Source organism: Alkalibacterium sp. MB6 (genome assembly GCF_009935905.1).
In the GTDB taxonomy this organism is placed as follows: Bacteria; Bacillota; Bacilli; order Lactobacillales; family Carnobacteriaceae_A; genus Alkalibacterium.
Map to the genome: position 1 here is coordinate 19,195 of NZ_PREX01000020.1, position 19,153 is coordinate 38,347.

The window sequence follows — 19,153 nt, forward strand, 5'->3', positions numbered from 1 at the left end:
ACAAATTGAACTTAAATTATGTGATTTAAAACAATTAACTAATGTAAGCTATGAAGGGGATTGAAGAATGAATGTTTTACTTAATGTAATCGATCCAGTTGCTATTTCAATTGGCCCGATAAAAATTTATTGGTACGGAATTATTATTGCTCTAGCGATGCTGATCGGCATTTCATTAGCTACAAAGGAAGCTCAAAAACTGGGACTTGAAGAAGATACCATGGTAGATATGGCATTATGGGCCATACCAATTGGCTTTATCGGTGCCCGACTTTATTACGTTTTATTCAAATGGGACTACTATATACAGAATCCGAGTGAAATCATCGCCATCTGGAATGGTGGAATTGCCATTTATGGGGGGCTAATTGCGGGTGGTCTCGCAGTATACTGGTTTGCAAGAAGAAAGAAAATGACGCTAACTCTTTTACTAGACATACTGGCACCTAGTGTCCTCCTAGCTCAATCGATTGGTCGCTGGGGAAATTTTATCAATCAAGAGGCCCACGGTGGAGCAGTGAGTCGCCAATTTTTAGAAACTCTTTATTTACCAGAGTTTATTATTGAACAGATGAACATCAACGGTACCTATTACCACCCGACATTTTTGTATGAATCGTTATGGAGTTTATTAGGTTTTATACTTCTTATTATCCTAAGGAATCAGAAAGGCCTATTACGTCGAGGAGAAGTTGCTCTTAGTTATGTCATCTGGTATTCATTTGGACGTTTTTTTATAGAAGGCATGCGCACCGATAGTTTGTGGATTGGGGATATTATGCGAGCTTCCCAAGTGCTATCACTCGTGCTGTTTATTAGCGCAATCGTGCTCTGGATTTATCGTCGGAGAGATTACCCATCAAAACCCTTTTACTCAGAAAGCCTAAAACTGTCTAAAAAGTAAAAAGTTCAAATATAAGTATTTAATTAGTCAGGAGGAAATAACGGTTGAGTCATTGTTTTAATTGGTTGAATCAACTTGGGATTAGTTCATTTCTTGGTTGACGCTGCTTACTGATGAGTATAAAATAACTATGCGATAAGCAATTACATTTGTAAACGGTTATTAGTAGTTACTTTTAAGTTGATAGAAGCATAAAGAGTATTGCCTTAACCTTCTGATAGAACCCATAAGAATAGAATTCTCGTGGAGACAAGGAGAATTTATATGAATAAAAAACGCTTGGTTCCATTATTGTTTTTCTTGGGAATCGCCTTGCTTGTGCTCGTTTTTCTTTTTTTTATGTTCTTCCCGCTTAACTTCGGTCCCTCTTTTGACCTTAATGACAATCCAATGGGAAATATGATGGGCGGCAGAAACGGCATGAATAGGGAAACAAACACAGTAGAATTAAAGGCACCCGAGCAGCCGTCTAGCAAATTACACTTACCCACTCTCCTTAAGAGCGATTATGAGACCGATACGGAAGTTTCCTATACCGTAGTAGCCGATGAAGGTCAGACTTCCTTCCGTGAAGGACCACTCACAGAGACGTACGGATATAATGGTTCTTATTTGGGGCCTGTTTTACAAGTGCGAAGAGGTCAGCAGGTTCATATCAATCTTCAAAATAAATTGGAAGAGGAGACCACTTTTCACTGGCATGGACTGAAGATCCCTTCTGATGTAGATGGAGGCCCTCACCATGCGATTGAAGCAGAAGGTAGCGCAGAGGTAGATTTTACAGTGGATCAGGAAGCGGCGACCCTTTGGTTCCATTCGCATGCACACCAAAAATCTGCTGAACAGGTCTATAATGGTCTCTCTGGATTGATTTTTGTGGAAGATGAGCATTCGGACTCTTTGGATCTCCCGAAAGAGTATGGAATCAATGACTTTCCCCTCATTCTACAAGAACGATTTTTTGATGAGGATAACCAGTTTAATTATGATACGGTCTATAATTTTGATGGGACCACGGGAGACACCCCATTGGTAAATGGGACGATTCGTCCCTATATCGAAGTAGGACAGGAATGGGTTCGCCTGCGTGTAGTCAATGGTTCCAATGCTCGAAACTATCAATTGCGTCTTTCTGATGACTCTTTATTTTACCAAATCGCTACAGATGGCGGTTTCCTAGGAACACCTGTAGAAAGAAAAGAGTTCCTTCTCTCACCGGGGGAACGGGCAGAAATTGTAGTGGACATGAGTAAGTATAAAGTGGGAGAGGAAGTTTCCCTTGTTGACATCTCGACAACAGAAATCCTAGCACTTCAAATAACAGGAGATAAGTCAGGAAGTCTTAAGCCTTTACCAGAAAAACTCAATGATTTACCGCCAGTGGAAGCTGACTCCTTACCAGATCGACAAATTGAGATGAGTGGAATGGGACACATGGTGACACTAAACGGAAGAAAATTTGATTTGGAACGCATTGACTTTACCGTTGAACAAGGTAAAAAGGAAGTCTGGGACATTGCAGTGCCGAATACCTCTATGATGATGGGGGACATGCCCCACCCATTTCATGTCCACGGTGTCCAGTTTCGTATACTTTCTCGGAACGGAAGTCCTCCAGAAGCCTATGAATCAGGGTGGAAAGATACTTTCCTCGTTTCTCCGGGGGAAGTTGTCAAAATTGAAATCGAATTCTCTCAACCGGGAATCTTTATGATGCATTGTCATATCTTGGAACATGAGGACAATGGAATGATGGGACAGGTTTTGGTAGAATAGAACCTAGAATAGAGAGTAGAAGGGGAAACTTATGAAGATTTTAATTGTAGATGATGAACCTAACATTTTAGAAATTTTGGAGGCGTACCTGATAGTCAAGAATTACCAAGTTTTCCGAGCTGTGGACGGACAAGAAGCCTTAGAGACAGCTGCGACAATAAGGCCAGACCTCATTGTCCTAGATCTTATGCTTCCAGATATATCCGGGATCGAAGTTTGTGAAAAAATCAGAGAGTCTTCTAACGCTCCAATTATCATGCTCACGGCTAAAACAACCGAACAGGACATCTTGAAAGGTTTACAAGTAGGAGCAGATGACTATTTGACAAAACCCTTTAGCCCTAAAGAGCTAGTGGCTCGAGCGGAAACAGTATTGCGACGTGCACGGCCCGAAACACAAGAAGAAAAATTGTCCTTTGAAGGAGGAGAATTGGAAATTTACCCTATCCGAAAGCAGGTCTTCAGGAAAGGAAAAGAAGTAATTTTAACACCAACTGAATACGCATTATTGGTTCTGTTGGCTTCTCACCCCACTCAACTCTTTTCCCGCGAGCAACTGTTAGATGCTGTGAAAGGATTGGAGTTTGAGGGAACGGATCGAATTATCGACACGCATATCAAGAATTTGCGAAAAAAAATAGAAGACAATAAAAGCAACCCTCATTATATTTTGACGGCATATGGAATGGGCTACCGATTTGGTGGTCAAAAGTGAAGCGTACAATAAAATGGCAACTTCTACTTTCCTTTATTTCTTTTTCCTTTATTCTTGTAGGCAGCTTCAGCTGGATAACACTGAATTTAATGGAAAGTCACTTTTCAGACTATGTATTAGAGAGGCAAGAGTCAGAGCTAGAAGAGTACAGTAATGAATTAGAAATTATTTATCAAGAAAACGATACCTGGGAGGGGCAGTCACAAGAACTCCAGATTTTGGGTAGAAATGCTCTTCGACGTACAATACTTCTTAAGATATATGATGAGGAGGAGCAGCTATTATGGAGTCCATCCCCGGATGAAGCAGAAGAGGCGAATGTTAGGGTTCATAATCATCTTCTAGACATGGAGAATGCGATGGAGAATACAGAAAGTGATCGCTCGCAAACTCAAATTCCCCTCTATAATAATGGTAGTGAACAAATAGGCACCGTTGAGATACAATTCGGAGGTCCTTTCGCTTATACACAACATGAAGCTCTTTTCATTTCTGATATGAGAAGTATCTTAATCTGGGTGGCCTTCATCTCTCTTCTCATTTCTCTTTTCTTTGCAATAATAGTAGCTAAGAAACTAAGTGCACCTATTGTCGCAATCAATAATTTTACCGGGGATATTAAGAAAGGTCATTACAGCCGTCTTTCTTTGGACGAATCAGGAGTTGGGGAGATTGACGATCTTAAAAATTCAGTGAATGAGCTTTCTCAGCAACTTCAACTTCAGCAGGTCATTCGAAATCGTTTGTCATCCGATATTGCCCATGAGATACGAACCCCATTAACGACATTAAAAGGAAATATAGAAGCTATGGTCGATGGTGTCTGGGAAGTCTCAGAAGAACGTCTCTATCGTTGTTATGAGGAGATTAATCGTATCACTCGTTTGATTAGTGAAATCGATCGAATCAATGAGATAGAAAGTCAGGAGTCCTTGCTACAAAAGTCAAGCTTCGACCTTAAAGAGTTATCCGAACAAATTGTGGACAATTTTCAAGCATTGCTAATGGACAGTAAACTTGATTGTTCAATTAGAGGGGATTCTGTTATTGTTTTCGCAGATCAGGATAAAATGCATCAAGTTATAACCAACCTTTTGTTTAATGCCATTAAATTTACTCCTACTGGTGGAAAAATTGATATTTATGTTTCACAAAGTAAGGACATTATTTCATTTCAAATAGTAGATAATGGAAAAGGAATTCCTCCTGATGAGTTAAGTCAAATATTTGAACGCTTCTATATGACGGAGCCATCCAGAAACAGTCAATTTGGTGGTCAAGGAATTGGACTTTCTATTGTAAAAAGCATAGTGCATGCTCATCTAGGGACTATTTCTGTAGACAGTATATATGGAAAGGGCACATCATTTACAATTGAACTTCCTAAAACTGAATAGAATTCATTAAAAGTGCTCCAAATTATGATAAGTCTCCTGAAAAAAGAAGATAAATGAGTATTTCCAGACGAAAAAAGCAGGAACTGTTTCCTGCTTTTTTTGGTTATTATTCAATTGTTTCAATCTAGATGTTTCTTTCTCTTCAAGTATTCTTCTTCTTTGATGTTTCCTTGTGCCAACTCTTTCTTAAGTATTTCTAAAGGTGTTTCTTTCCCTTCTCTATCACTTGTCCTATCAGTGAGATACTTGACAATATAATACCCAATCACAATTAATAGTATTATCCAAAATAATCCCATCCACATCATGGAGCCCATTCCTCCGTGCATTAATAGGTTCCAATAATCCGCCATGGTAAGCAGTCCTCCTTTAACTCTCAAATCCGTTTATTCTCTTCTTCAAACCTTAATCCCTTCTAGATAGTACGGTTTTGGCGGGTAGTCTCTCCTGCGATACGCCCAGATTCCTATGGCACCAATAAAAAGTAGGAGAGATAATCCTTGAGAAGCCCGTAGAAAGTCTCCAATCCAAAGACTATCCGTTCGCATACCTTCTATAAAAAACCTTCCCGCTGAGTACCATATAACATAGCTAAGAGCTACTTCTCCTTGTCTTAACAAGCCTTTACGGTTCCGTAGAATAATAATTACACCGACTCCTACAAGACTCCATAATGACTCGTAAAGAAATGTCGGGTGATAGTATAAACCATTAATTTGCATTTGATTAATGATAAAATCTGGAAGGTATAAATTCTCTAAAAAGGCACGTGTCACTTCTCCGCCATGAGCTTCTTGATTAATAAAGTTTCCCCATCTTCCAATAGATTGAGCTAACAAGACATAAGGTGCTAAAACATCCAACATTAACGCTAATGAGATTCCCTTTTTCTTTGTATAAAAGTAGATAGTTACCCCACCTGCAATCAAGCCTCCATAAATAGCGAGACCACCTTCCCAAATTGCGACAATCTTTAAGGGATTTTGTATGTAATGATCCAACTGAAACAATACATAATATAATCTTGCTCCTATAAAAGCAATAGGTATCGTCCAAAATATCATATCTGTAATAGTATCTTCTTCAAAGCCTCGTTTTTTTCCTTCCCTTGAAGCTAACGTGATAGCTAGCAACATAGCTGTAGCAATGATTACACCGTACCAATAGACGGTGATTGGTCCAATCGAAAAAGCGACTGGATCGATAATATTTGTTGTCATATTTACAATTTTTCTCCTTTTAATGCAGGTGTATAATTTATAGATAGATTAATAAAACAACTGCTATATATGATTTAATAATAGTAACGCGAGGTTAGCTGGAATTTTTTTAAAGACCGATATAAGGAGCTGGATTGACAGTAGAGCCATTTTTAATTATCTGGAAGTCCAAGTGAACACCTGTAGAATTTCCTGTTGTTCCCATGATACCAATTTGTTGACCTTGAGACACTTCTTGTCCCAGGGAAACAGAAAGATTTGGCTGCATATGAGAGTATATAGATTGATACCCATCTCCATGGTCAATTGTTACATAATAGCCTAAACCGCTATTGTAAGAGGCTTTTACGACTCTACCAGACCTCGCTGCTACGATAGGTCCGCTTCCGGCAATATCCACTCCATTATGAAATCTTCGATCACCAAAAATGGGGTGTGTCCGCCATCCATACGGCGAGGTAAATCGGCCTCTTGCAGGCATAATCCAACCAGAAGTCGTTACTTTCTCTTTAGGAGTATTGTCGGGTTTTGAAGAAGTGCTCGAACTTGTAATATTTGAATTCACATTAGTCTTATTATTATCTTGACTTTGTTCAACTGTTTTGGTTGTACTTACTTGTTCATTTTCTACTTCTTTCCTTTTTGCTTCTGCAATTTGACGTTCTTCTTCAGCTTTTCTTTCTTGTTCTGCAATTGATCGCTCTTCTTCAGCAATACGTTGTTGTTCTGTTTCAACTTCGTTTTGCAAAGTACTCATCTGCTTTGCAATAAATAATTGCTCGTTGATAAACGACTCTTTTTCTTGTGCAGTCAACTCGTATCGTTCAGCTACTTGCATAATATTGTTTTCTAAGGTTTTGCGTTGATCAACTAATTGTGATTGATTACCTTCTAATTGAACCTTAATTCTTTCTACTTCCTCTTGTTCAAATTTCAGCTGGCTTTCTGTGTCTTCTAACGTTAGTTGGTCATCTATCTGCATCTGTAAATTATTTTGATTGGCATTCAACAATCGCGTGACAACCCCAATGCGTCCAAATAAATCTGACACACTCTCTGCGGATATTAATACGTCCACAATATCTTGAGGATTCGCCTGAGTTTGAACAGAACGTGCTTGCGATGCTAATTGTTCATTACGCTGATTGATTTGAGTCTTTAGATCTTTGATTTCTTTCTGAAGAAGCTCAATGTTAGCTTCAAGTTGTTTAATTTCTTCTTTTTGAGTCTCTATTTCTCCTGTTAGATTATCAATATCTAGTTGCAATTCAGTGATGTTTATTTGTAATTGATTTTTTTCTTGTTCTAATGTTTTCAAATCTTGTTCTTTTTGTCCAATTTCAATATCTAACTCTTCTGATTGATTGTTTAATTCTGCCTCTTGTTGGAACAGTTCCTCCAGTTTTGTAGAACTGGCTTCCGCTTTTAAAGAACTGAAGGTTGGTGCAATTAATAGCAGAGTTGTTGCGATAGAAAAGATTTGTTTTTTATTCATGTCTGTTTCTCCCTATGTATAGTTTATTAAAATCTTGAAATAAATGCGTTTATTTAATTCCTACGAATACTTTATCAATGAAATATGTAGATTGTATGGAGTTCGTTCATCTCCATACAATCTACATATTAATATTCTATTATAGTTATATCAAACAAATGTCTGTATCTTTACGCTTTGTAACGAGGAGGAAATGTAAATGGAATCACTTATATTTATTGTGCTTATGCTAGCTGGTCATATAATCATGATGTTTATCATGCCTGGTATGCATGGCGGACATGGTCAAAATGGACATGATAATCATAATGAGAATTCAGACGAGATAACCAGACTGGAAAATGAAAACAAGGAATTAAGAGAAGAATTGAATGTATTAAAGTCAACATTGCAACGCACGCAAAGATAAAGGAGAAACTATATTGAAGAAAAAAATCATATTTTTATTAGGTTTAACGACCCTTTCGCTTTTTATACTGTCTCTTTCTGTAGCTATAACAATCAATTTCCTCCTTCTATATTATATGGATATTGACTATTTAAACATAACAGAGACTGTTGATTTATCTAAAGACCAAATAATACTAAATTATCAGGTTTTATTAAACTATTTGAATATACCTTGGATAAATGAACTGAATATGCCATATTTTCCTAGCTCAGCTAGTGGTCTTTTCCACTTTTTCGAAGTTAAAAAGCTCTTTATGCTCGATTACCTGATTGTAATCATTTCTGGGGTAGGATCATTTTGGTTTATTAAGTACCTAAATAGGAGACAGCAGTCTTGGAAGCTATTGCCCTACTTCCTTTGGGGGATGTTTATCCCACTTACAGTACTTTTGGCTCTACTAGTTAGCTTTGATACAGTTTTCGTGCTATTTCATCAGGTTTTCTTTAATAATAATGCCTGGCTTTTCAATCCTGCCACTGATCCTGTCATCTTAGCTTTACCTACGGAGTTTTTTATGCATAGCTTCCTTCTGGTTTTCGGATTGATTGAGGTCTCTCTGGTTTTAAGCTATCTCTTAGTCAATAAGATACTGCAAATGAATTTCAGTCCTATTAATGAATTTAAATAGATGTTTTCTAATGATAGCTTGAAAAAGTGCATAAAAAAAAGAAGTCGGAAACAAATTGAGGGAGCCCCTCTAATTTGTTTCCGACTTTTTATATCTCTATCCGTTGTTCCTGGAGTAATATTTACAAAACCTGGAGTAGGTACAGTTGGCTTAACAGAAGAACAAGCAAATGATAAGGCAATAAATGTTAAAACGTCAATCCTAGATTTAGATAATGTACCAAGGGCACTAGTTAATTATGATGCAACTGGGTTAATCAAGCTTGTTATCAACGCTCAAAATCAACAAATAATAGGCGTTCATATTGTTGCTGAAAATGCAGGCGAAGTCATTTATGCAGGGACTTTAGATGTTAAATTTGGTTTAACAGTCGAGGATTTAACGGACACAATGGCTCCCTATTTAACGATGACAGAAGGATTGAAACTTGTAGCACTTGGGTATAATAACGATGTTTCAAAGTTATCTTGTTGTGCAGGATAATATACAGAAATGGGCGGCAGTTCCTCAAATGAACTGCCGCCCATTTTAAATAATCTATGATCAATAGATACACTCTTCTATAAATAAATAATGGATTAACTAATTTTTAAAGGAATTTTCATACGAGGATATTAATTATTTCAATAATCACACATTTAAGATTTACTAAGAAAAAGTAAATATTTGTTACTTTGGAGTTTCCGAGCAATTAAAAACTACTATTTCTTATAAGTAAACATTCAAAAACAAACATGGAAAAAAGACTATTTTCCCCAGAAATAGTCTTTTTTATGTGCGCCCGGCATGGGCGATAACTTGGTGGTGAAAGTCCGCTACAGACTTGGCAGTAGGAACTGTTAGCGAAAATCAAGGGTGTCCGCCGTGAGGCGGAATCTGAAGGAAGACGGACGCAAATGCTTGCACTGACGAACAGAAACTTCATACAAAGGCTTGATAGAACGGATAAGCTTGCATAACAAAGTGAAGTCCGATACTGCCCGAATTCTATTGAGTAAATGAAGCAGTGACATGAGCAGAAGGTTGCCGTTCTTACCCGGGGAGGTCTCGTCAGCGCTTAGTAGTAACAACGAATGGCGAGAAGTCAGCCGAGGTCATAGTAGGGAAAATGTACCGAAGGACCGAACAGTATCAATACTTTGAAGATTGGAGGTTAGGCATTATGACAAACGCAGAAAACAACCACAAGGTTGGCAAGTTACAAAGGGATAAGCTGGAAGCGAAAGAGTATGTAGATGTGCGGAGTAATCGCCTAGGTGAACATAAAGACAAGTATGGTGAGTCTCTTATGAGTCTCGTTGTAAGTAAGAAGAATCTATTCACAGCAGCTAAAGTCGTCAGACGAAATAAAGGAGCTGCTGGAGTAGACGGAATGACAGTTAGCGAGGTGGAAAGTCATATATTAGAAGTTTATCCTTATCTGAGGAAGAAACTTCTAGACGGTTCGTATAGACCTCAACCTGTAAGACGGGTAGAAATTCCAAAAGCTAACGGTGGGATACGCAAACTAGGTATTCCCGTCGTGCGGGACCGAGTGGTCCAGCAAGCTATCAGACAAGTGATAGAGCCTATCATTGATAAACATTTTCTCCCACACAGTCATGGGTTCCGTAAAGGGAAAAGCAATCATACAGCTTTGAAAGAGTGTGTCGACTATTACCAACAAGGCTATAAAGTAGCTGTCGATTGTGACTTGAAACAGTGCTTTGATACACTCAATCATGATAAGCTGATGTACTATCTCGAACAGTATATACAGGATAAGATGATTCTAAAAATTATCCGTAAGTTCTTACAGAGCGGTGTCATAGATCTGTCTGGCGAATTCGTAGAAAGTAACACAGGCGCACCACAAGGTGGCGTGATTTCGCCCCTACTCAGTAACGTATACTTACATGAACTGGATAAAGAAATGAAGCAGAGAGGGCACCTTTTCGTCCGGTTCGCTGATGACTTCGTCATCTTTGTGAAGTCAAAACGAGCCGGTGAACGTGTGCTCCAAAGTATCACTCGCTTCATTGAAAAAGACCTGAAATTAACTGTCAACCAAGAGAAAAGTAAAGTGGGTTCCCCAACACGTTTAAAGTTCTTGGGTTGTCTGATAACCACAGTGAATGGGGTCTGTCGTTACAGACCTTCGAAAGAAGCCAAAGCGAAATTCATGCGTACCTTGAAACGCTTGACTAAACGTAAACGAGCAGGGAAGTTTGATGACATTGTCAAAGAAATAAACAGCCGAACAAGAGGCTGGATTAATTATTTCGGCACAGGTTTCATCAAAACCTTCGTAACGAAAGTGGAGCAATGGCTCCATCACCGTATCAGGCAACTCATTTTAAAAAGATGGAAAAATCCACGTACTAAGATTAGCAGATTAATGCGTTTAGGTTTAGATATGGACAGTGCTAAACGCATTGGTTACTCCAGAAAGAAATACTGGAGACTGTCAAAAACACCTGAAGTTCATTGGGTGCTTACAACGAAAAGACTCTACCGGTGGAACGTAGTTTCACTACGAGACCTGGCAGAGTCTGCTTACTTAAGATATTGAACCGCCGTATACGGAACCGTACGTACGGTGGTGTGAGAGGACGATAAATGAATTAATCATTTATCTCCTACTCGATTCGAATGTTTAAATGAATGTAAAAGATTGATATAAATCAATTCGCAAACAAAATATTCGGTCTATACTAACTGTGTAATCAAAACATTCAGAGTAATGACTAAAAAATAAAGGAGAGAGAAGATGACGACGATAACGTTTCAATTAGAAAAATTGACCTGTCCATCTTGTATGCAAAAAATCATAGACAATGTAAATGAATTAACGGGGATAGAAACAATAAAAATTTTATTTGATAGAAGCAAAGCAAGAGTAGTATTTGAAGACAATAAAATATCAGAAGAAGAAATTCTTCATAAGATTGAAGAGATTGGATATTCAGCAAAGAAAATATAATAACGTAAGAAAGTTGATTGGGATCAATTTTAAATGAAAAAGCGCAGGGTATACTGTAGTCAACAAGTTCAAACTAGGAGGAGAAAGAAATGGGTTTTCAGCAAAAAATATTAAGCAGTAAAAATAAAATCACACTTATCTCAGGAATTTTAATCGTTATAGGATTTATTGCACACTTTGGTTTTGGAAACACACAAGTTTTTAATATCGCATTCATTATCGCATCTATTTTAGGGGTGGTACCAATCGCCATTCAAGCTTTTGGGGCTTTAAAGGTAAAAGTAATTTCAATTGATGTGTTAGTAACCATCGCAGTAATCGGTGCTTTCCTCATTCAAAACTATGAAGAGTCAGCTATCGTAACGTTCTTATTCTTATTCGGTAGCTGGTTAGAGGCTCGCACATTGAACTCTACTCGTTCAGCGATTAAAGAATTGACAGAAATGGCACCAGAAGTAGCTTTTAAACAAATGGAAAATGGTGAATTTGAAGAAGTTGATGTATGGGATGTTGACGAAGGCGATATCCTACAAGTCCGTACAGGTGGAAAAGTTCCAGTTGATGGAACGGTTGTTATTGGTGAAGGTCACATTAACGAAGCATCAATCACTGGTGAAGCGGATCCGGTTCGAAAAGAAACAGATTCAGAAGTCTTCGCAGGTACAATTTTAGAAAATGGAACCCTACAAATTCGTGCAGACCGTGTAGGAGAAGATACAACTTTCGGTAAAATTATTGAGCTTGTTGAAGAAGCTCAAGATTCAAAATCAGAAGCTGAACGCTTTATTGACCAGTTCTCGCAGTGGTATACACCAGCCGTCTTAGTCTTAGCGTTTATCGTGTGGATTTTTAGTCAAAATGTCGAGTTGGCCATTACAATACTAGTACTCGGATGCCCAGGTGCATTAGTCATTGGAGTACCTGTTTCTAACGTAGCTGGTATCGGAAATGGTGCAAAAAATGGTGTATTATTAAAAGGTTCAGAAGTAATTCAGGACTTTAGTAAAGTTGACACGATTCTATTTGATAAAACAGGAACTCTAACTGTAGGTAACCCAGAAGTTGCCGAATTTAAAACCTATGGGGATGCAGATCAAGCACTAAGCTATCTGGCAAGTGTCGAGAATGAATCGGATCACCCACTCGCAAAAGCGGTTCTTTCACAGTTAGGCGATATTGAAATGTATCCAGTAGATGAAACAAACGTTGTAAAAGGTGGAGGAATCGTTGCAGAAGTCGATGGGCACCGCGTTGCAATAGGAAACGTAGCTTTAATGGAAAAAGAAAATATCCAATTAACAAAAGAAGCTCGTGAAGATTTTGAAGCCTACGAAAAACGTGGAAACTCATTAGTTATTACAGCAGTCGATGGTGAGTTGAAAGCTCTAATGGGGATTCGTGACCAAATTCGCCCAGGGATTAAACAAGATTTACAAGCGATGAAAGCTTTAGGTGTTAAGAACTTAATCGTACTATCAGGAGATAACCAAGGTACTGTTGATTTAGTCGCTGAAGAATTAGGATTAACAGAAGCCCATGGAAACTTACTGCCAGAAGATAAGGCAGACTACCTCAAAGAACTCCAAGCTCAGGGTCAAATTGTCGCATTCGTTGGTGATGGAGTAAACGATAGTCCTTCATTAGCCCTTGCGGATATTGGAATCGCAATGGGTAGCGGAACAGACGTCGCTATTGAAACTTCTGATGTCGTTTTAATGAACTCAAATATGAGCCGCTTGCCTCACGCTTTAGGCTTAACTAAAGCAACCGCCAATAATATGAAACAAAATATTGTCATTGCAGTTGGTACTGTACTTGTTCTTCTAGCAGCCGTTTTCTTCTCAGACTGGATGAACATGTCAATCGGTATGTTAGTACACGAAGGAAGTATCTTAGTCGTTATCTTAAACGGTATGAGACTATTGCGCTACAGACTCAAAGGAACTGATGTAGAAACGGCGAACGCAAAAGAGGTTTATGCATAAAAAATACAATAAAAACTAAATAGATTACGGTGGAATTTCCAATATAATATAGTCGAACAAATTTCAGAAACAATTAGGAGATTAATACTAATTCTTGATCTATATCAATTCAATCTATCTAGTCTTCGATTAGAATAGATGCATAAGAGGTAAGAAATGAAAATATTGAAATACAAAATACCTCGTTAAATTGATGTAGATCAAGATTAAAAACTTGAATAGCTGATATACTATAGATGTCAATAAGGTAAATCGAATGAATAAATAACAAATAAAAATTCAAAGGAGAATGTATCATGCAAAAAGCAACTATTCAATTAGAAACGTTAACTTGTCCATCATGTCTACAAAAAATCGAAAATGCTGTTGGTAACTTAAAAGGTGTGGATAAAGACAGCTTGAAAGTCATGTTCAATGCAAGCCGTGTAAAAGTAAACTTCGACGACACTGTATCAATTGAAGACATAGAAAAAGCTATCCAAGACTTAGGTTATGGCGTAAAAAGATCGCGTGTAAAAGCCGCATAGGTTTACTTAAAAATCAAAAAAAATAATGGAGGAATGAATCATGTCAGAAAAAACACCACAAGAAAGATTAAAAGAAGAACAAGAATATAAAGATCATGTGCATCATACGAAAATAAATGCAGCAGCCATTACAGACCATCTTTTAGGGAATATTCACACACTACATGTGAAGTTACATCAGTATCATTGGTATGTAAAGGGACCTCACTTCTTTACTTTACATGAAAAATTTGAGGAACTATATGATGATAATGAAAAATGGTTTGACCGTTTAGCTGAACAACTGCTAGCTTCAGGATATAAACCAGCTTCTACAACCAAAGAGCTTGTCGAGTATTCTATGCTATCAGAAGATCCAGCAGATAAATATATAAAAGCCGAAGAAATGGTTGACAATATCATCGATGATTTCAGAGAAACTCGTGAATTAACGATTCGTGCCATTCACTTGGCGCAAGAAGAAGAGAATGTTGTCTTTGAGGATACGCTAATTGAATTTAAAGATGACTTAGATACAAAAATCTGGATGTTGCAAGCCTTTTTAGGAAAAGAAGCCCTAGAAGATGATGATTACCACGATGAAGAGGAAGACTAATACAATATAGATGAAAAGGAACAAGTAACTGCGAATTTACAAAGTACAGTTGCGTGTTCCTTTTTTGTTTGTTAAATTGTTTCTATAATAGATGGTATTGATGGGCTAATTTTGATTAATTGACACCATTTTTGCTTTTGAAATGAAAAAAGATCAATGAACGCCTATGATTTAGTTACCAAACAAACCATGAGAAATTCACATGACTCAATTACAGTTAATACGAAAAACACTCGGATTTGTTCTGTAATAGATTACTGAAAATAGGTACAAAACACAACGGATTGATAGTAAAGAGAAGTGTTTAGGAAACTTTATAACTATGTAGCATAAAATATACTTCAAATAGAGTAGAAATTCTAAAGTGTGGTTAAGGCTTTTTCTTCACAAAACATAGGCGTATGCGTGAAAATTTAGTCTAAACCATTACCAAAACCATTACTATAGCACTATAAACGTTGATGTGAAGGGGCTTGGTTGAGCCCCCCCTCAACTCCATTTTAGATACAAAGCTCCACTAGGGAATTTCTTATTCCTGATGTGGGGCTTTTTTGTTTTATCGAGAACTCGTAAATGATACGAACCATTACCAATTCCATTACTACTTAGAAAAGGGTAATGGTTTTTATTTTCAAATGGCTAACTTAAACTTGAAATTTAAGTTTCTTTTAGAACTTGTAAAAGAAGTACTCTAGAAGTAATAAATATGAAACTTTACTGTTATTAGTAAGTGATTTAGAGACGATTTAACGGACAATGACCTTGCTTTCGATTTGAAATGCTCTCTGAATATTTGATAACATCAATCTTGATTTTAAAGAAGGTTCAAAAAAGGAGTAATTGGTTAATCATTATCAAACAAAAAAGGACGAGAGCAATGCAAATTGCGTTCTCATCCTTTGCTATCTATTGTTTTATCTTATACTTAACACCTGATAGTATTATAAGTTATTTCTTTAACACACGCATGGCGTTCAATACAGCAACAACTGTTACGCCAACATCTGCAAAAACAGCTTCCCACATCGAAGCAACACCAAGGGCACCTAAAACCAAAAATACCCCTTTGATGGCTAGTGCAAGAATGATATTTTGCCAGACAATTTGGCGAGTATCTTTGGCCACTTGCATGGCCGTTCCAATTTTAGACGGCTTGTCGTCCATGATCACGATATCCGCCGCTTCAATGGCTGCGTCTGATCCTAAGCCACCCATCGCAATCCCGATATCTGAACGGGCCAATACGGGCGTATCATTGATACCATCGCCCACAAAAACGACTTTGTCTTTTTTATTTTTGTGTGCCATAATCTCTTCCATTTTCTCCACTTTGTCTTGCGGAAGAAGTTCCGAGTGGATTTCATCGATCCCTAATTTATTCCCAACAGCTTCGGCCACCGCTTTTGAATCACCAGTAAGCATGATAATGTGTTCGACGCCTTTTTCTTTCATTAAGGCAATGCCTTCTGCAGCGTCATCTTTAATCGTATCGGCAATTAAAAGGTAACCAGCATAGGCTCCATCAATGGCTAGATAAACAATCGTTCCGACTTCCTCTACTGCTTTAAAGGGAATACTATATTTGGCCATTAATTTTGCGTTTCCTGCTAATATTTCTTTTCCATCAACAATCGCTTGGACTCCATGTCCTGAAATATCATTGTATTCATCAATTCGACGTTCATCAATTTTTTTCCCATAACGCTCTTTGATGGAATCCGCAATCGGGTGCGAAGAATGGGTTTCAGCATAAGCTGCTAGTTCTAAAAGTTCTTCATCACTAAAGCCTTCTGAAGCTTCTATATCGGTAATCTCAAATTTTCCTTTGGTTAAGGTACCTGTCTTATCCATGATGACATATTTGACATCGTTTAAACCTTCTAAAAAGTTGGCACCTTTCACTAAAATACCTTTACGTGAAGAAGCACCAATGCCACCGAAAAAACCGACAGGAATAGAAACAACTAAGGCACAAGGACAAGAAATAACGAGGAAAATGGCTGCCCGGTAGATTCCATCATTAAAGGTCATTTCAGGAACAATCAATGGTAAAAGAACAGCTAATAAGACAGCTAAAATGACCACGATCGGAGTGTAGTATCGAGCAAACTTCGTGATGAATTGTTCTGTCGGTGCTTTACGACTGCTCGCATTCTCAACGAGCTCAAGAATTTTTGTCACGGTTGATTCTGAGAATGGCTTTTCAACCACTATTTCTAGCAAGCCGTTTTTATTAATAAAACCACTTAAAACGTCGTCACCTTCTTTAACACTTCGAGGCATTGACTCACCCGTTAAAGCAGAGGTATCCACAGCAGAAGAGCCGACTATCACCTTTCCATCTAAGGGGACTTTTTCTCCCGGACGCACTAAAATCGTATCGCCAACTTTGATTGACTCTGGTGAAACTCGACGTGTACTGCCATCTGCTAATTTCACATTGGCATAATCAGGACGAATATCCATCAAATCTGCGATGGAGCGACGTGATTTGTTTACAGCCACATCTTGGAAAAGCTCTCCTACTTGGTAGAAAAGCATAACGGCTACTGCTTCGGGATATTCTTGCACATAGAAGGCAGCAAGTGTCGCGATCGTCATTAAAAAGTTTTCATCAAAGACTTGGCCATTAAAGATATTTCGGACGGCTCGCCAAATCACATCATACCCGGCCACAAGGTAAGCGACCACAAACAAACCAAAGTAAAGGGAAGGGGCGACTGGCGCAAAACTTGCGACCAGAGAGCTTGCTAGGAGCTCGCTCTCGCTCGGTCAGGGCTATAACCGCCCTAACAACCTTGAAAAACCCCTAGAAAGCCAAAAAACGCCAAACAAGGCGTCTTTTGGAGTTTGATACCTAAATTAAATTTAAAAGGGCTTGAATTGTACCGTTCTCTATCAGGATAAAGAATCCTAAGCCTATAAACACGACAGGCACAATAATTCGTTCGTATTTCTCTAATGTATCGGCGACAAAAGAAATTTGTGCTAATCGATAACTGATATAGCAAAGCACCGCGATGGAGATAGCAAAAACGACTAAAGCAATGATAATTTCTGAAAAAGAGATTGAAGCAAAATAAGGAATATAAATCCCTAAATTGTCGCCACCTGAAGCAATCGTTATTAAAGATACCGTCCAGAACAAGCGACTAGACCCCCCAGACTTTAATTTTTCGACAACTTCCTCTTCTTCTGCTTCTTCTTCGCCGACCATAGCAACTCGGATACCTAAATAAATAGGAATGAGTCCTAGAAGCCCGATAATCCAATCTTGGGGGATAAAATTCAGCACATAAGCAGCAAATAAACTAACGGCTACCAAAATGCCTGTCCCAAGATATTGACCTAAATAAATCTGACGAAGACCTTTTTTTGTCTGACTTTGGGAAAAAATGATCAGTAAAATAAATAAATAATCGATACTGGTAGAGATATACACAGCAATTGCTGAAAAAATAGTTTGTAACAAAATGATTTCCTCCAAATTAAGACGTCAAAGATAAGCTGCTTGGCATGTCTAAAACTGTACGAATAGTCGAAAGGATTTCTTCATTCGCTAACGAATAGTAGACTTCTTTTCCGTCTTTGTGTGATTTCGCCACGCCTTGATTTTTTAAATAACGCAGATGGTGTGACGTTTTAGCAATACTAGCGTCTAATACTTCGGCTAAATCACAGACACACATTTCTTTGAAGGTCTCTAAAGCATAGAATATCTTAATTCTAGAAGGATCACTAAAACATTTCCCTAACACAAGTAAATTCGACAAATCTTTATTTTCTAATTTATCTTTTACCACATCTACTTTTTCAGGATGTATGATCGTCGTTTGGCAGACTTCAGTCATTTCATTCACCTCTCATTCAAACGTCCATTTGATTATGATATGGATATTATACATTAGGCATGAGGAGATAGTCAAACGTTCGTTTGATTGTTTTTCGTTCATTTTTCTAGTCATATTAGAGTTTTGTAACATATTAAATAACGGAAGATTAAAGAATAAGTTTTCTTGAAAAATATAAATATACCTTGACCACGTACTATAGTACATGGTTTATAATGATGTAGAGGTGAAAAATAATGTATCTTATTAGTGAGTTTGCCGAAAAAAGCAGCGTTAACAAAGAAACAATACGATATTATGAAAACAAAAAATTATTAGAAGAACCAACTCGAACAGATTCTGGTTATCGATTGTATTCAGATGAAGATATTAAACGAGTAAAATTCATTAAACAAATACAAGACCTTGGTTTTTCTCTAAGAGAAATTTATAAATTGCTAGGTGTAGTCGATCAAGATAGTGTTCGTTGCCAAAACATGTTTGATTTTGTCTCTCAAAAGCAAGCAGAAGTCCAAAAACAAATAGAAAATTTAAAACGAATTGAAAAAATGTTAAGCGACTTAAAAGAACGTTGTCCAGATGAGAAAGAAATGTATGCGTGTCCGATTATTGATACATTAATTGATGAAGAATAAAGGGGTTTCCGT

The 19,153-nt window shown here is 37.7% G+C and carries 18 protein-coding genes and 1 pseudogene; 13 read left to right on the forward strand and 6 right to left on the reverse strand.

From position 1 onward, the window contains the following. Positions 1-67: 67 nt before the first annotated feature. From lgt (C3945_RS08460) to C3945_RS08475, 4 genes are all read left to right on the forward strand, one after another. On the forward strand, positions 68-904 hold the full coding sequence (gene lgt, locus C3945_RS08460; protein ID WP_161879264.1) for a prolipoprotein diacylglyceryl transferase: 837 nt from the start codon (positions 68-70) through the stop codon (positions 902-904). 264 nt (positions 905-1,168) lie between these two features. Beyond that, the gene (locus C3945_RS08465) at positions 1,169-2,680 is read left to right on the forward strand and encodes a multicopper oxidase family protein (protein WP_237585522.1); all 1,512 of its coding nucleotides are present in this window, start codon (positions 1,169-1,171) and stop codon (positions 2,678-2,680) included. Positions 2,681-2,711: 31 nt separating this feature from the next. Next, on the forward strand, positions 2,712-3,395 hold the full coding sequence (locus C3945_RS08470; protein WP_161879265.1) for a response regulator transcription factor: 684 nt from the start codon (positions 2,712-2,714) through the stop codon (positions 3,393-3,395). Next, positions 3,392-4,792 carry a sensor histidine kinase gene (locus tag C3945_RS08475; RefSeq protein WP_161879266.1) on the forward strand — a complete coding sequence of 467 codons (1,401 nt, stop codon included), beginning with the start codon at positions 3,392-3,394 and terminating at the stop codon, positions 4,790-4,792. The genes C3945_RS08470 and C3945_RS08475 overlap by 4 nt, the downstream gene beginning before the upstream one ends. Positions 4,793-4,911: 119 nt before the next feature. On the opposite strand, the gene C3945_RS08480 is transcribed toward C3945_RS08475, so the two are convergent. The 3 genes from C3945_RS08480 to C3945_RS08490 form a co-directional block, all read right to left on the reverse strand. Next, a complete protein-coding gene (locus C3945_RS08480) occupies positions 4,912-5,145 on the reverse strand; it encodes an SHOCT domain-containing protein (protein WP_161879267.1) in 234 nt (77 codons plus the stop codon). Between the two features lie 45 nt (positions 5,146-5,190). Continuing rightward, positions 5,191-6,012, reverse strand: coding sequence for a prolipoprotein diacylglyceryl transferase (lgt, locus tag C3945_RS08485; RefSeq protein ID WP_161879268.1), 822 nt, complete (start codon positions 6,010-6,012; stop codon positions 5,191-5,193). 109 nt (positions 6,013-6,121) lie between these two features. Beyond that, positions 6,122-7,507 (reverse strand): M23 family metallopeptidase, encoded by a 1,386-nt coding sequence (locus tag C3945_RS08490; protein ID WP_161879269.1) that lies wholly within the window; start codon positions 7,505-7,507, stop codon positions 6,122-6,124. A gap of 199 nt (positions 7,508-7,706) precedes the next feature. Here C3945_RS08490 and C3945_RS08495 point away from each other — a divergent pair, with 199 nt between their 5' ends. From C3945_RS08495 to C3945_RS08530, 8 genes and pseudogenes are all read left to right on the forward strand, one after another. Further along, positions 7,707-7,916, forward strand: a complete 210-nt coding sequence (locus C3945_RS08495) for an adhesion protein (protein ID WP_161879270.1) — start codon at positions 7,707-7,709, stop codon at positions 7,914-7,916. Between the two features lie 13 nt (positions 7,917-7,929). After that, complete coding sequence (locus C3945_RS08500) at positions 7,930-8,586, forward strand: TIGR01906 family membrane protein (protein ID WP_161879271.1); 657 nt, start codon at positions 7,930-7,932, stop codon at positions 8,584-8,586. A gap of 90 nt (positions 8,587-8,676) precedes the next feature. Further along, a pseudogene (locus C3945_RS08505) lies at positions 8,677-9,069 on the forward strand (mercury(II) reductase); the annotation flags it as partial. A 679-nt stretch (positions 9,070-9,748) separates the two neighbouring features. Continuing rightward, complete coding sequence (gene ltrA / locus C3945_RS08510) at positions 9,749-11,137, forward strand: group II intron reverse transcriptase/maturase (RefSeq protein ID WP_161879273.1); 1,389 nt, start codon at positions 9,749-9,751, stop codon at positions 11,135-11,137. Positions 11,138-11,335: 198 nt separating this feature from the next. Further along, positions 11,336-11,548, forward strand: a complete 213-nt coding sequence (locus tag C3945_RS08515) for a heavy-metal-associated domain-containing protein (RefSeq protein WP_161879274.1) — start codon at positions 11,336-11,338, stop codon at positions 11,546-11,548. A gap of 89 nt (positions 11,549-11,637) precedes the next feature. Next, the gene (locus C3945_RS08520) at positions 11,638-13,533 is read left to right on the forward strand and encodes a heavy metal translocating P-type ATPase (RefSeq protein ID WP_161879275.1); all 1,896 of its coding nucleotides are present in this window, start codon (positions 11,638-11,640) and stop codon (positions 13,531-13,533) included. A 296-nt stretch (positions 13,534-13,829) separates the two neighbouring features. Then, entirely contained in the window at positions 13,830-14,060 is a 231-nt protein-coding gene (locus tag C3945_RS08525) for a heavy-metal-associated domain-containing protein (protein ID WP_161879276.1), read from the forward strand. A gap of 40 nt (positions 14,061-14,100) precedes the next feature. After that, complete coding sequence (locus tag C3945_RS08530) at positions 14,101-14,655, forward strand: Dps family protein (RefSeq protein ID WP_062470279.1); 555 nt, start codon at positions 14,101-14,103, stop codon at positions 14,653-14,655. A gap of 948 nt (positions 14,656-15,603) precedes the next feature. Here C3945_RS08530 and C3945_RS08535 read toward each other — a convergent pair. From C3945_RS08535 to C3945_RS08545, 3 genes are all read right to left on the reverse strand, one after another. Continuing rightward, complete coding sequence (locus C3945_RS08535) at positions 15,604-17,331, reverse strand: heavy metal translocating P-type ATPase (protein ID WP_337249275.1); 1,728 nt, start codon at positions 17,329-17,331, stop codon at positions 15,604-15,606. 181 nt (positions 17,332-17,512) lie between these two features. Continuing rightward, positions 17,513-18,127 (reverse strand): CadD family cadmium resistance transporter, encoded by a 615-nt coding sequence (locus C3945_RS08540; protein WP_161879277.1) that lies wholly within the window; start codon positions 18,125-18,127, stop codon positions 17,513-17,515. Between the two features lie 16 nt (positions 18,128-18,143). Continuing rightward, positions 18,144-18,506, reverse strand: a complete 363-nt coding sequence (locus C3945_RS08545) for an ArsR/SmtB family transcription factor (protein ID WP_161879278.1) — start codon at positions 18,504-18,506, stop codon at positions 18,144-18,146. 233 nt (positions 18,507-18,739) lie between these two features. Here C3945_RS08545 and merR point away from each other — a divergent pair, with 233 nt between their 5' ends. After that, on the forward strand, positions 18,740-19,141 hold the full coding sequence (gene merR, locus C3945_RS08550; protein ID WP_161879291.1) for an Hg(II)-responsive transcriptional regulator: 402 nt from the start codon (positions 18,740-18,742) through the stop codon (positions 19,139-19,141). Positions 19,142-19,153: the final 12 nt, after the last annotated feature.

Excerpts from the sequence above, each read along its gene's own strand:
- lgt (WP_161879264.1), top strand. The coding sequence starts at position 68 with ATGAATGTTTTACTTAATGTAATCGATCCAGTTGCTATTTCAATTGGC.
- C3945_RS08525 (WP_161879276.1), top strand. The coding sequence starts at position 13,830 with ATGCAAAAAGCAACTATTCAATTAGAAACGTTAACTTGTCCATCATGT.
- C3945_RS08520 (WP_161879275.1), top strand. The coding sequence starts at position 11,638 with ATGGGTTTTCAGCAAAAAATATTAAGCAGTAAAAATAAAATCACACTT.
- lgt (WP_161879268.1), bottom strand. The coding sequence starts at position 6,012 with ATGACAACAAATATTATCGATCCAGTCGCTTTTTCGATTGGACCAATC.
- C3945_RS08490 (WP_161879269.1), bottom strand. The coding sequence starts at position 7,507 with ATGAATAAAAAACAAATCTTTTCTATCGCAACAACTCTGCTATTAATT.
- C3945_RS08495 (WP_161879270.1), top strand. The coding sequence starts at position 7,707 with ATGGAATCACTTATATTTATTGTGCTTATGCTAGCTGGTCATATAATC.
- C3945_RS08470 (WP_161879265.1), top strand. The coding sequence starts at position 2,712 with ATGAAGATTTTAATTGTAGATGATGAACCTAACATTTTAGAAATTTTG.
- C3945_RS08515 (WP_161879274.1), top strand. The coding sequence starts at position 11,336 with ATGACGACGATAACGTTTCAATTAGAAAAATTGACCTGTCCATCTTGT.
- C3945_RS08545 (WP_161879278.1), bottom strand. The coding sequence starts at position 18,506 with ATGACTGAAGTCTGCCAAACGACGATCATACATCCTGAAAAAGTAGAT.
- C3945_RS08465 (WP_237585522.1), top strand. The coding sequence starts at position 1,169 with ATGAATAAAAAACGCTTGGTTCCATTATTGTTTTTCTTGGGAATCGCC.
- C3945_RS08480 (WP_161879267.1), bottom strand. The coding sequence starts at position 5,145 with ATGGCGGATTATTGGAACCTATTAATGCACGGAGGAATGGGCTCCATG.
- ltrA (WP_161879273.1), top strand. The coding sequence starts at position 9,749 with ATGACAAACGCAGAAAACAACCACAAGGTTGGCAAGTTACAAAGGGAT.
- C3945_RS08530 (WP_062470279.1), top strand. The coding sequence starts at position 14,101 with ATGTCAGAAAAAACACCACAAGAAAGATTAAAAGAAGAACAAGAATAT.